Genomic DNA, 12,628 nt, shown 5'->3' with positions numbered 1-12,628 from the left:
CAGGCCCTTTCCATCAACAGCACGTCTGTATCATTCCAGATTTGGAACAATAATGACCACGCTGATGACTGGATTATTTCTTTTCATGCTTCAATGTTACGAAAAATTTGGGTTCGATTCTACCATCCGATCAAAAAAAGAAGTAGAACTCACACCAATTTGAAGCTAAGTTTGTCCCCTGATTTTTTCTGGGCCAGTACGCAGATAGAGGCTTCTGAAAGTTGTAAGATACGCGGATATCCCCCTGTGGTCTGTCCATCTTTCATCAGGACGATCAATTTTCCGGCCGGGGTGAACTGCACCGTGCCCGGCAATGTGCCCGAGGTGAGCATGGAATGGGAATGCCCTACTATGGTCTCCGAAAGTTGGTAGGCCATCCTATTATTTTCCTTGGAAACGGTGAACGTCTTTGTAAAAATCTCGGTGAGTTGGGCATCGGACAGGATGGAAAACTCAGGACCCTTATACACTTCCAAATAATTTTTATGGAAATGCTCCTCAATCTTCACTTCGGAAATAATGGGACTGTATGCGAGCATTTTTCCATATTTCACCTCATCGCCATCCTTGAGCCTTTTTTTCTTGGTCACCGGAACATATTGTGAACGGCTCCCCATGACCATATCGGTCTGAAAACCACCTTTTACGGCCAAATAGCCCCTAAAACCATCGTCCAACCTGCCATAGGACAAGATATCCCCTTTGTCCACTTTCACCACTTGGTAGTTTTCGATGGGTTGGTTGTTCAGGGTGGCGGCAATATGGGCCCCGGAGAGGCAGATATAGGTAGGCTCATCAAATTGGAGCGTGGGGCCTGTCATGGTGATTTCCATAACGGCGGCATTGGGGTCGTTTTCCAACAAGAGGTTGGCCTTTTTCACCGATAGTACATCCATTGCTCCGGAAATGGGAACACCGATATCACGGTATCCAAATCTCCCCAAATCTTGAATGGTCGCAAAAAAACCGGATTTCAACACTTTAAGCATCCAACGCTACTTTTTCTGGTTTATAAATGCCCACTTCTCCTTCTATTTTGTGCAGTTCGTATGCTGCTTTCGATATTTTTTCAAACTGGATTTTGTCCCCGACCTTTACAAAACAAGGTTCCTTTGCATTGGGGTCGAACAAGGTGACCGGACAATTTCCGATGATGTTCCAACCGCCTGGTGAGTCCTGCGGGTAAATTCCCGTTTGTTTTGCCGCCAATCCCACGGAACCTTTGACCACTTCCAACCGAGGTTCGGCCCTTCTCGGAATCTCAAGGGATGGTGGGAGTCCGCCCAAATACATGAAACCTGGTAAAAAACCAATGCCATAGACCACATATTGGTGGGATGTATGCTGAAGGATGAGTTCTTCTACAGACAGGTCCAAGGTTTTTGAAACCTCTTCGATATCGATCCCGAATTCCAGGTCATAACACACTGGAATGGTCCACAAATGCCGTTTTCTTTTGATGGCTGGGCTTACCTGTTCGGCATGGCAGTCCAAAGCGAGCTTTTTGATCTCTTCGAAATCCAAATGGTCCTCATTATAGACCATGGTCAAGGAATTGTAGGCCACGGACATCTCCCAACCTTGTAGTTTGCGCTGCTTGAAGGCATCCATGAAATCGAGGATGTCTGTCAGAATGGATTCTTCAACTTTGTTGGGCCATTCAATCAAGACGGCCCGTTCTCCAAATGGTTTGATGGTGATGGGGTAACTTTTCACTTTTCTAGGTTCACCTGATGTTTGGGTAATTCCCGTGAAAGATACGTCAATATTTCCAATGCCGAAGGAGTATCCCCATGCACACAGAGGGTTTTTGCCTCTATTTTTTGGATTTTTCCATCCACAGTGACAACAGTCCCTTCTTTTATCATGGGCAATATATGGTCCAAAACCTTTTTAGGAGTTTCAATAAGGGCTTTATTGCTTTTTCTGGAGACCAAACTCAAGTCTGGGTTGTAATTTCTATCCGCGAAGGCTTCGTGCCATACCTCAAAACCCATGGTTTCTGCCTTAGTTGCCACCACAGACCCGAATGGGGCATACACAATGGCCTTGCCCCTATATTCTTTGATGGCCTCCAAATAAACATCGGCCGCCCCAACATCCTTTGCGGTTTGGTTGTACAATGCACCATGCGCCTTGATATGATGCAGTTGGCCCCCTTCCTTTTTTAGAATGGCAAAAAATGTATCCAATTGTTCCCTTATACTTTGTATAAGCACATCCGCAGGAATGTCCATCACTTCCCTTCCAAAGTTGGCCTTGTCGGGGTACGATGGATGGGCGCCTATTTTTACATGGTACTTTTGGGCCAATAAAATGACCTCCCCCATGCTCTGCACATCACCTGCATGTCCACCACAGGCAATATTGCACGAGCTCATGAAGGGGAAAATATCGGCCTCGTTGCCCATTCCTTCCCCAACGTCACAGTTGATGTCCATTTGCCATGTTTTCATTTGTTAGGTTGATATGTCACTTAGTTATTGGGTTATTATGTTATTGGTTTCCGACTTCCGACGTTTCGACTACGCTCAACGTGACACTTCTGACTAAATCAAAACACTCCCACAACTTTCAAAATGCTTTTTATCCCCAGAAAAATACTGAACAGCACAATGGCCAGTCCGAAGGCATTCTGAAGCATTGTATTCTTGAACTGCCCCATAACAGCCCTTTTGTTCACCACCCAGAGCAACAGCATCGCCATTATGGGCAACAAAAGCCCGTTGGCGACTTGGGCGAACTGTATCACTTCGATAGGTTTGATGTCGAACGACAAGGAGACCACCCCACAGAAAAGCACAAAGGCCCAGGTCCATTTGAATCGCCTGTCCTGCATGCCGCCAGACCACCCAAAACAGCTACTGGCCACATAGGCGGCGGCCAATGGCGCGGTGATGGCCGAAGTGACCCCAGCCGCCAATAGTCCAACGGACATAAAGTAAACGGCCATTTTCCCGAAGAGGGGCTCCAACCCCTTTGCCATGTCCAAAACTTGGTTCACATCGGCAATGGGAGCCGCAGAGGCGGTCACCAAAATGGCCAGGGATACAATTCCTCCCAAGGCAATGGATACGATCGTGTCCCATTTGACTTCCTTTATCCCACCTACGGATTTCCACTTCTCCTTCACCAAAGAGGTATGCAGGAAAAGATTGTAGGGCACCACCGTGGTCCCTACCAAGGCGATCACCGTGAACAAACTTCCTTCCGGCAGGCTGGGCACGAACATCCCTTTCACGATTTCCGTAAAAGAAGGTTGGGTAATGATGGCACAAACAATAAAACTAGCTCCCATGATGCCCACCAGCCCCACAAAAATGCGTTCCAATATCTTATACGAACTGAACCAGAGCAAGAGGAAGATAAAAACTCCAATCAGCATGGGCAAATACGGTTTTGTCCATTCATGGCCCACCAATTGTTCCAATCCCAAAGTGGCACCTCCAATATTCCCTGCTTCATAGGCAGCGTTGCCAATGAGTATGGCGGCCAAAACCACGGTGATGACTGTTTTCTTCATCCAAGGCACTTTCAGTTCCTGGCGAACCACATCCACCAGTCCACTTTGGGTGACCACCCCTATCCTGCCTGCCATTCCCTGCAGTACAATGGTGGCCAAAATGGAGACGGCCAAGGCCCAGATAAGGGCATATCCGAAACGTGCTCCGGCCAAAGTACACATGGCAATGGTTCCCGGCCCCACAAAGGCCGCGGCGACCAATACTCCCGGTCCTATTTTTTTAAACATTCCTCCGTTGGTTGATGGAATGAATTTAACAGGATATTGGGACAAACCATGTATTTCATCCAAAAAAATGTATTTCGTCTAAAAGTAGGGTGTTTTACATCGACCGATTATACGAATTTGCAAAAGCGAAAGTTATTATGATTACCAAATCGTACTACAAAACTTAAACTTGACAAACACACTTATGACCTGTAAGGATTGTGGCAAAAGTATTGATCATCCTCAGTACAGGGCATCCATGGATTCCCTAGGTGTTCAGCTTTGCGAAAGACATACACGACTTATCAAAAAAGTCATCCTCGATAACGATACTCCCCCAGAAGCGATCCATCTTTTTTATGCGTTGAAAGAAGCGGGTGCCTACCCCATGTTGGAATGGTGGGATGGAAAAAAATCGGTGGATATTGCCATCTCACGTGTAAAACTGAATATTGAAATAGACCGGGACTACAATAGGATCACCCATGAGCAGGCCATAAGCGATCTTGAGGATGCCATGCATTCGTTCAAAAACGGGTTTACCACGATACGGATCCCCCATTTGGCCATTGCCTACTACTTGGACGATACCGTTCAGAACATTCTGGGAATCATCTCCGGGCTCAAGGCAAACATCAAGGCTATTTAGTCACAAAACTGGAACCTGCTGTCCTTTTTGGTCTCTTTATACTCCAAGATGTTGATGATAATGGGGTGTTCACCGATGTTCTCCAGGTCGTTCACGTAGTTTTTGCCCCTGTACTCAAAATACTCGGTGTCCCCGGGGTTCAGCTTTATCATGTCTATCTTGCCGTTCCCATATCGGGTAAGGGCCAATCCCCCGGTAGTACAGACCCAACCGTAGTTGGTATTATGCTTTCGGAAAGGAATTCGTTCGCCCGGGGCCAAATGAAGGTCCCATAGCTTGACACTTTCGTTCTCGAATACCAGTCTATTGCTTAAAGAACTTGTTATATCTTGATGTAGCAACTCATCGATCTTCTCCTGCTCCCACGGGTCAAAGTTGCCCACTGGGTTCAATTCCACACATTGCATTCTTATGAATTTTAGAAAACGGCGGCAAAAATACATTATAACTTACTCAAATACAGATCAGTAAGAATGTTTAACGTATTTTTTACACTTCTTTCCCTAAAAGACCGTTCCATTGCCAATTCCATCACTACAGGCCTATTTTTTTGATGTATCAAGAACGAGGCTATCCCAACCAACCGTCCCTATCCAGACTTCTGTATTGGATGGCTTCCGAAATATGGTTCTGGTTGATGTTTTCCTCGTTTTCCAGATCGGCAATCGTTCTGGACACTTTCAGGATCCTGTCATAGGCCCGTGCCGAAAGGTTCAGCCGCTGCATGGCGTTCTTCAACAATTCCTTGGAAGATTCGCCCAAAGGGCAAAACTGCCGGATGTGCTTGCTATCCATCTGCGCATTGTAATGGATGTCCTCCCATGCCGAAAAGCGAGCAGTCTGAAGGTCCCTTGCCGCCTCCACCCTTTTTCTGATCTCCATACTGCTCTCCCCTTTTCGTTCTTCGGAGAGTTTTTCGAAAGGCACTGGGGTCACTTCAATATGGATGTCGATCCTGTCCAGCAAAGGCCCCGATATTCTACCCAAATAGCGTTGTATCTCCGCAGGTGAAGAAGTGACAGGTGCGTCGGGGTCGTTGAAATACCCGCCTGGACTTGGGTTCATGCTCGCCACCAACATAAAACTGCTGGGATAGGTGACCGTATATTGGGCCCGTGCAATGGTGACCTCCCTGTCTTCCATGGGCTGTCGCATTACTTCGAGGACCCTACGCTCAAATTCGGGAAGCTCATCCAAGAAAAGTACGCCGTTGTGCGACAAGGAGATTTCCCCAGGCTGTGGATAACTGCCCCCACCGACCAATGCAGCGGAACTAATGGTATGATGCGGGCTTCTGAACGGGCGTTGGCTCATCAGTCCCTTGTTCCTCACTTTTCCCACCACACTATGTATCTTGGTCGTTTCCAGTGCTTCATGCAAGGTCATTGGAGGCAAAATGGAAGGCAACCGTTTGGCCAACATGGTCTTTCCTGCTCCCGGCGGACCTATCAAAATGATATTGTGCCCACCGGCCGCCGCAATTTCCATACACCTTTTAATACTCTCCTGACCTTTCACATCGGCAAAATCGTATTCTGGAAAATTGAGATGTTCGTAAAACTCCCGACGGGTATCCACATGGGTTCGTACCAAAGGGATGTCCTGATCAAAAAAGTCCATCACCTCCTTGATGTTCTCCACGCCATAGACTTCAAGATCTTTTACAATGGCAGCCTCACTGGCATTTTCCTTTGGAAGGATGAATCCTTTAAATCCCTCTTGCTGAGCCTTTATGGCAATGGGCAGGGCACCTTTTATAGGTTGAAGACTGCCGTCCAGCGACAACTCGCCCATAATGATATAGCTTTGGATGCCCTCCGACTTGATCTGGCCCGAAGCAGCCAAAATTCCCAACGCCAAGGTTAGGTCATAAGCGGAACCTTCCTTTCTGAGGTCGGCCGGGGCCATATTGATGGTTATCTTTTTCCCGGGAATCTTGTACCCATTGTTCTGTAATGCGGCAGCTATACGGTAATTGCTTTCCTTGATGGCGCTGTCGGGCAGTCCCACCAAATGGTAGCCTATGCCCTTGTCCACATTCACTTCCACTACCACAGTGGTCGCCTCAATGCCAAAAACGGCACTGCCATGAATTTTTATCAACATTTGGATTTTTTGTCAAATAAGGGCAAAAAATAGGCAAAGCCTATTTACCAAATGCCCATTGATTGACAATAGAGCGGTTTGAATTGATGGATAGCCCTTCCGGACCAATGGATGGAAAAATCACTCTTTTGTGAAAGTGAGTACAGATTCAGCTTTTTCCTCGATTTCCTGTTTGTTCATCATCATTTTTCGGAACTCGCCCTTCACGTACATTTCTGCCTGGTCCTTGTAATGCTTACTGAACGGATTCCCAGACTGCCCCGTGGGCAATATGCTGATACTGTTCTCAATATCCGAGAAATCAACGATCCTTCGGGTAGACGGTCCCGAACTTACTTTGTAAAAACCGGTGTCATCATATGGAAACGACAGGTTATTGATGACTTCGCGGGTGCCTTCAACAGGAAATGGCCCCACATTGAAATACTTGCGAAGGGATTCCACTTGACCAATGGGATGTTGGTGCTCCAAGGTGTGCACCTTGTCCCAGGTCCATTCGCTCGGATTAGCCCCAAAGTCACTGACCAAGGACTCCCAAGCATCGGCAAAGGATTTCATCACAATGTCCTTGCGTGTTTCCACAACATCTTTGGTGTGGACATTGTCCCACCATTTTCCACTTTCCATTTTGGCACCCCAAGCAATTTGTCGTTTGAAAATATGGGTGGATAAAAACTGGTTGAACATTTCCGTCCCCAATTCGTCCTCCATGGTATTCTTCACCATAAAATACTCACATCGATGGTACAATGTTGGGCTTGTGCTCGTCAAGGTATATTCCCCGTTCCAATTTTCAAGGGAATCCACCAGCACCAATTGCTCTTGGGTCAAAAGGGACACATCGAACAATTTGATCAGCTCGGTCACCAATTGCGTGTTCACGGGAGAGGTCACATCCAAGATCATCTCGGAAACGGCCTCTTTGTCCCAATCCTCCTTGGCATCCAAAAGCTGCACAATCCTTCTTGCCCTATCTTCCGGAAGGTAATATCCGGGATACAGCATCCCTGCAATGGAATCGGGTTGGTTATTGGCAGAATAAACATAGTTCCATGGTGGATTTTCTGCGCTTGGGTTTTCGGAAAAATCCAAATAGCGCAATGGTTCTTCTTTGCCCGAAGCACCGTCCAAAATATATTTGGTGGACAGACTGTCCGGCATTTGATAGAGTTTTGCGGTGGCCCACCAGCCCACATTGCCCTCTGCGTCGCCGTACATCACATTCAGTCCGGGGGCATGGATCTTGGGCAGCGCACTTTTGAATTCTTCGATATTTGTGGCATGGCTCAATCCATAGAGTGCATCTATGACCTCGTTCTTTGGCTTGGTGTATATCCACGACATGGATACCGGCCTTTCCCCAGAAATCTGATCGGCAATTTGGTTCAAGACAGGGCCGTGATGCGTTTTTCGGTATGTGAATGGCACATCGTCCTCCCCTTTCACCTTAATGGTCTTGGTCACATATCCGTACTCCTTCCATCCATCGGCGGTCTTGTATTTGGTGCTATCTGAAGGATGTGTTTCTTCGTAATAAAAATCGATGTCATCATTTTCAAACATGGTCAGCCCATAGGCCAAATTCCTGTCGTGCCCCAACAACGGGAATGGCACCCCTGCCAAATGATAGCCATATTTTTCATAGGTGGGCGTACTGATATGCGCCTCGTACCATACGGATGGTTGGGCAAAGCCAATGTGGGGGTCGTTGGCCAAGATCACCTTGCCGTTCTTGGTCTTCTGTGGCGCGATTACCCAACTATTGCTCCCCTCAAACTGCGGAATAGGCAATTTTTCCAAAGCGGCCGTCACGCTGGCCGTAATGTTTGAAGCCAGCGAATCCGTGTTGATCCCTTTGTAATTCTTGATCCAAACGGTGGAGGTGTCGGAACCTATGGCAAGGTCCTTCATGTATTCCTCGCCCAATTTATCCCTCATGCTGGTGAGCAGGGGGTCTGTTTTGTGCGCCATGGCAAAACTGAAGGCCATGTAGCCCACCGCATTGTGTATGTCTTCCAAAGAAAAAGGTTCCTTATCCAGACCTGTGAGGTAAAACTCGATAGGGGTCGGTCCCTTTTCGATAAATGCGTTGATACCGTCCAGATATGCTTGGGAAAGAATGGCCGTTTTGCCATTCCTGTCCATATGGGCCACTGTTGCGGCCGAGTTATCATCAATGCCCAAGGAAAGAAAGAACTTATCGGTTTTCAGGAGGTCTTCGCCAAATACTTCGGAAAGTCTGCCTTTGGCCACGCGCCTCAAGAGCTCCATTTGCCACAAACGGTCCTGCGCGTGCACGTAACCCAAGGTCCTAAGGGCATCTTCTTCATTATCCGCATAGATGTGGGGGATTCCGTAGGTGTCATACAGTACTTTGACCTCGCTGGCCAATCCTGACAATGTCTTTTTTCCGCTGTAATCAGGCTTGAGGCCGTTCAAGAAAATGGCAATTCCAATAAGGACCAACAGAATCAGTCCTGCAAGAACTAGAAGTACTTTTTTTAGTTTTTTCACTACCTTTTAGGTTAAGTAGATTACCTCCCTAAGGTAAAACTAATTTCCCGACCTCATGAAAAAATGTAGCAGGACTTACCAATTATTTGTCCATGGAAAGGTGGTGCTTTTCCAAACCGGACCTTAGCCATTCCCCATAGGTTTCCACGTCCACATACTGGACGGCGTCGTTCAAAATTTCCATGTTGGGGGAAAGCAGCACGTAATAAGGTTGCGAGGCCGCATTGAAGTTGATGGTCTGGAAAGTCCCCCATTTTTGTCCCACGGTCTCTATGGCCTTTATCCGTCCGGAATCATATTTGAAGTCGAACCTTTCTTCTTCTGGAAGTTCCTTTCTATCGTCCACGTAGAGGGAGATCAGTACATATTCATCCTTCAAAAGGGGATAGATGCTGCTGTGGCTCCATACATTTTCTTCCATCTTCCGGCAATTCACACAGGCCCATCCCGTGAAATCCAACAAAATGGGTTTGTTCACGGCTTTGGCATGGGCCACACCTTCCTCAAAGTCCTTGAAACAATCCAGGCCAAGAGGGCAATCGCTTTCGGTTTCGACCACACTGTAAAAGTCCGGGGGCGGAAATCCACTCAACAGTTTCAAATGGGTCACTTGGAAAAGTCCCAATAGCAAATACACCGAAAAGGCCAAACTCAATACCCCAAAGATTTTTCGGGTCGTGGTCAGTTTTTTCTTTGGTCCATCATGCGGAAAACGGAACATCCCGAACAAATATAGGGTCATCAATACGAAGAGCACTATCCAGATGCCCACAAAGACCTCTCTTTTCAACAATCCCCAATTGCCTACCAAATCAGCATTGGACAAAAATTTGAAGGCAAGTGCCAGTTCCAAAAAGCCCAAGACGACTTTCACGGTGGTCATCCATCCGCCCGATTTGGGCAAGGAGTTCAACCAGGCCGGGAACATGGCAAACAACGCAAATGGCAAGGCCAAGGCCAAACCAAAACCGACCATTCCCGCCGATAGGTTGGTCGCCACATTGCCCTCTGCCAAGGTAGTGCTCCCCAACAGTCCGCCCAAAATGGGGCCGGTGCACGAGAAGGACACTATGGCCAAGGTCAACGCCATGAAAAAGATGCCCAATCCCCCTCCCACTTTGGACGAGGCGGAGTCCATCTTATTGGCCCAAGAGCTGGGCAGGGTCAATTCGTAATAGCCGAAAAATGAAAAGGCAAAAAAGACGAAAATGATGAAGAAGAACACATTGAGCCAAACATTGGTGGCAATGGTGTTCAGTATCTGCGAGTCCACCGAATTGAACAAATGGAAGGGCAAACTCAGCAAGAAGTAGATCAATACGATGAAGAACCCATAGAGAACGGCATTTCCAATACCCTTTGACTTGTTCTGTGACTGTTTGGTGAAAAAGGAGACTGTCAAAGGGATCATGGGGAACACGCATGGGGTCAACAAGGCGATGAGTCCGCCCAAAAATCCAAGCCCGAAGATCATCCAAAGGTTGGACTTTCCTTCGGCGTCCACAGAACTTCCTTGGTTCAGGAGGTGCTTGTTCTTGAAATCCACTTTCAACGATTCACCCAAGGCCAAACTACGTCCATCCAGTTCCTGTGTGGTTGCCACAAAGTCGCTTCCATCCAATGAAACCTGGAAAAGATGGTCTAAGGGAATACAGACTTCCTTACAGATCTGATAAAACAGGTTCACCGAAATCTGGTTCACCTCCGGGTCGAGCAGTTTTATCTTTTGGGTAAAGATGGCCTCCTTTTTAAAAAAAGTTTCATCTACCTCAAAGATGTCGCTGTATTCGGTAATAGTCTCACTTTCTGATGTTTGACCTACAAGTTCATAGTCCTCCCCTGCTTTTTCAAAAGTAAATTCACTGGGCAGGGAACCTCCTTCGACCGTGTATTGGGAATAGATGTGCCACCCGTCCATGATCTTTGCTGTGAAGACAAGTTCGTATTCCGTGTCCGATATTTTGTTGACTTGATGGCTCCAAATGGCCGGATTGGCATCTGTTTGGGAAAACAGGGAAAGGTTGATCAAAAAAAGTCCTAAAAAAAGTAGTACTGCTCTCATGTAGCCCATGTAATCTTTACTATGTGTCGGGTCGAATCTTCGACCTTGAAACGTTCGTCTGCTCTTTTGCCCACCACCCAGACAATATCGTTGTCCGAGCAAAGTAGCCATTGTTTTTCCTTGGACACCACATCCATCTTCTCATCCTTGAAAAACTTGGACAACTTTTTCCTTCCTTGCATACCAAAAGGATAAAAATAGTCGCCTTTTTCCCAATTCCTTAACACCAACGGAAAGTTTAACTTTTCCTTATCCATAAAGATGGCGTTCTGCCCTGATTTTTCCACTTTCTCCACACTTTCTACAGTAAGACAGATGGGCAGATCCGATCCCAATCCATTTTCATGGAACAGATATGATTTTCTAGGGTTGTTCTCCAATATTGAAAGGATCAAGTGTTGCCTGTCCTTCACCAATCTGTGGGTCTTGGAAACCACTTCCTTGCCGCTCATGGCCGTCAAAAGGTGGTTCACATCGTCCCATTCGGTGAAACCATATGGCTTGAAAAGTGCATATACATAAGCCTCTGCGGGTTGTAAACGTTCCAACTCCCCAATATCGATTGTAATGCTTCCTGCATTTTCCACAAAAAGCTTTGCTTTGACCGTCTGGATATGGTTTTCCACCAAAGTATGGGTCTGGAACAGATGGGATTGGGTCCGTATAAAATTTTGGAGAAACGTGGGGTGCAGCTCCTTCAGTTTGGGCAACACTCCGTGCCTTATCCTGTTCCGCAGGTATTTGTCGCTGGCATTGCTGCTGTCCTCACGCCATTGGATTTGTTCAGAATGGGCATATGCCATCACTTCATCTTGCGAAAAAACAAGTAAGGGACGGACCGTTTTTCCGTTCACTTCGGGAATCCCCAAAAGACCTTCGATGCCCGTGCCCCGGGACAGATTGATGAGAAAAGTCTCCAAGTTGTCATCGGCATGGTGGGCCGTCACCAAAAAGTCAAAACCCTCTTTTTCCAAAACTCCTTGAAACCATTGATAGCGTAGGTCCCTTGCTGCCATTTGGATGGAGCCCCGGTTGTTCTCTGCATACGCTTCCGTGTCGAATCGTTTCACCAAGACTTCCACACCCAATTGTTCCGCCAATAGGCGCACAAAATCCTCATCGCCATCACTTTCCACACCTCGCAGCCCAAAATTGCAATGGGCCAAAGCCATGTCCAACCCAGATCGTTGGGACAAATGGGCCAGAACCACACTGTCCACTCCTCCACTACAGGCCACCAATAAGCGTTTTCCCTTCAAGAAGGGCAAATCGAGGTCCAGATGCTTTTTGAACTTTTCCAGCATACCGCAAAAATACGATTCGTTGTTGAGTTATTGGATTATTCGGTTACTGAGTTATTTAGTTATTGGAATTTGGTGGTTGATGCTTGATGCTCGGTGCCCGATGTCAAAAAAGACAAAAGAACATAGACGATAGAGAATGGACTTTGGTAATCTGGTTATTGGCTGCTGCCAACTGCATACTGCAATTTGGGATTTGGTGCTCGGTGGTTGAATTTTTTCGTGAAGATTCGTACGGTTCGTGTCACTCTGGAAGTAACACCCCT

At 47.0% G+C, this 12,628-nt stretch carries 10 protein-coding genes; 1 reads left to right on the top strand and 9 read right to left on the bottom strand.

What is annotated here, in order from left to right; genetic code table 11:
• Nucleotides 1-149: 149 nt before the first annotated feature.
• From DB398_RS16925 to DB398_RS16910, 4 genes are all read right to left on the bottom strand, one after another.
• A complete protein-coding gene (locus DB398_RS16925; RefSeq protein WP_108425643.1) occupies nucleotides 150-989 on the bottom strand; it encodes a 5-oxoprolinase subunit C family protein in 840 nt (279 codons plus the stop codon).
• A complete protein-coding gene (gene pxpB / locus DB398_RS16920) occupies nucleotides 982-1,716 on the bottom strand; it encodes a 5-oxoprolinase subunit PxpB (RefSeq protein WP_108425642.1) in 735 nt (244 codons plus the stop codon). Before pxpB ends, DB398_RS16925 begins: the two co-directional genes overlap by 8 nt.
• Nucleotides 1,713-2,456, bottom strand: coding sequence for a 5-oxoprolinase subunit PxpA (gene pxpA, locus DB398_RS16915; RefSeq protein WP_108425641.1), 744 nt, complete (start codon nucleotides 2,454-2,456; stop codon nucleotides 1,713-1,715). Before pxpA ends, pxpB begins: the two co-directional genes overlap by 4 nt.
• A 98-nt stretch (nucleotides 2,457-2,554) precedes the next feature.
• Nucleotides 2,555-3,751 carry an Nramp family divalent metal transporter gene (locus tag DB398_RS16910; protein ID WP_108425718.1) on the bottom strand — a complete coding sequence of 399 codons (1,197 nt, stop codon included), beginning with the start codon at nucleotides 3,749-3,751 and terminating at the stop codon, nucleotides 2,555-2,557.
• Between the two features lie 184 nt (nucleotides 3,752-3,935).
• Between DB398_RS16910 and DB398_RS16905 the strand changes: the two genes are divergently transcribed.
• Nucleotides 3,936-4,379 (top strand): sugar phosphate isomerase family, encoded by a 444-nt coding sequence (locus DB398_RS16905; protein ID WP_108425640.1) that lies wholly within the window; start codon nucleotides 3,936-3,938, stop codon nucleotides 4,377-4,379.
• On the opposite strand, the gene DB398_RS16900 is transcribed toward DB398_RS16905, so the two are convergent.
• The 5 genes from DB398_RS16900 to tilS all read right to left on the bottom strand — a co-directional run bounded on the left by DB398_RS16900 (nucleotide 4,376) and on the right by tilS (nucleotide 12,365).
• Nucleotides 4,376-4,786, bottom strand: a complete 411-nt coding sequence (locus DB398_RS16900) for a hypothetical protein (protein ID WP_108425639.1) — start codon at nucleotides 4,784-4,786, stop codon at nucleotides 4,376-4,378. The two genes, DB398_RS16905 and DB398_RS16900, sit on opposite strands and share 4 nt — an antisense overlap.
• Before the next feature lie 163 nt (nucleotides 4,787-4,949).
• Nucleotides 4,950-6,485 (bottom strand): YifB family Mg chelatase-like AAA ATPase, encoded by a 1,536-nt coding sequence (locus DB398_RS16895; RefSeq protein WP_108425638.1) that lies wholly within the window; start codon nucleotides 6,483-6,485, stop codon nucleotides 4,950-4,952.
• Nucleotides 6,486-6,605: 120 nt separating this feature from the next.
• Complete coding sequence (locus tag DB398_RS16890; protein ID WP_108425637.1) at nucleotides 6,606-8,999, bottom strand: penicillin acylase family protein; 2,394 nt, start codon at nucleotides 8,997-8,999, stop codon at nucleotides 6,606-6,608.
• Between the two features lie 82 nt (nucleotides 9,000-9,081).
• Nucleotides 9,082-11,061, bottom strand: a complete 1,980-nt coding sequence (locus tag DB398_RS16885) for a protein-disulfide reductase DsbD family protein (protein ID WP_108425717.1) — start codon at nucleotides 11,059-11,061, stop codon at nucleotides 9,082-9,084.
• Nucleotides 11,058-12,365, bottom strand: a complete 1,308-nt coding sequence (gene tilS, locus DB398_RS16880; RefSeq protein WP_108425636.1) for a tRNA lysidine(34) synthetase TilS — start codon at nucleotides 12,363-12,365, stop codon at nucleotides 11,058-11,060. Before tilS ends, DB398_RS16885 begins: the two co-directional genes overlap by 4 nt.
• Nucleotides 12,366-12,628: the final 263 nt, after the last annotated feature.

Source organism: Flagellimonas amoyensis, assembly GCF_003058265.1.
GTDB lineage: Bacteria > Bacteroidota > Bacteroidia > Flavobacteriales > Flavobacteriaceae > Flagellimonas > Flagellimonas amoyensis.
The sequence above is the reverse complement of the archived record's forward strand: the minus strand, read 5'-3'. Positions and strand labels throughout refer to the sequence as shown.

Excerpts from the sequence above, each read along its gene's own strand:
- DB398_RS16925 (WP_108425643.1), bottom strand. The coding sequence starts at position 989 with ATGCTTAAAGTGTTGAAATCCGGTTTTTTTGCGACCATTCAAGATTTG.
- pxpA (WP_108425641.1), bottom strand. The coding sequence starts at position 2,456 with ATGAAAACATGGCAAATGGACATCAACTGTGACGTTGGGGAAGGAATG.
- DB398_RS16910 (WP_108425718.1), bottom strand. The coding sequence starts at position 3,751 with ATGTTTAAAAAAATAGGACCGGGAGTATTGGTCGCCGCGGCCTTTGTG.
- DB398_RS16905 (WP_108425640.1), top strand. The coding sequence starts at position 3,936 with ATGACCTGTAAGGATTGTGGCAAAAGTATTGATCATCCTCAGTACAGG.
- DB398_RS16900 (WP_108425639.1), bottom strand. The coding sequence starts at position 4,786 with ATGCAATGTGTGGAATTGAACCCAGTGGGCAACTTTGACCCGTGGGAG.
- DB398_RS16895 (WP_108425638.1), bottom strand. The coding sequence starts at position 6,485 with ATGTTGATAAAAATTCATGGCAGTGCCGTTTTTGGCATTGAGGCGACC.
- DB398_RS16885 (WP_108425717.1), bottom strand. The coding sequence starts at position 11,061 with ATGAGAGCAGTACTACTTTTTTTAGGACTTTTTTTGATCAACCTTTCC.
- tilS (WP_108425636.1), bottom strand. The coding sequence starts at position 12,365 with ATGCTGGAAAAGTTCAAAAAGCATCTGGACCTCGATTTGCCCTTCTTG.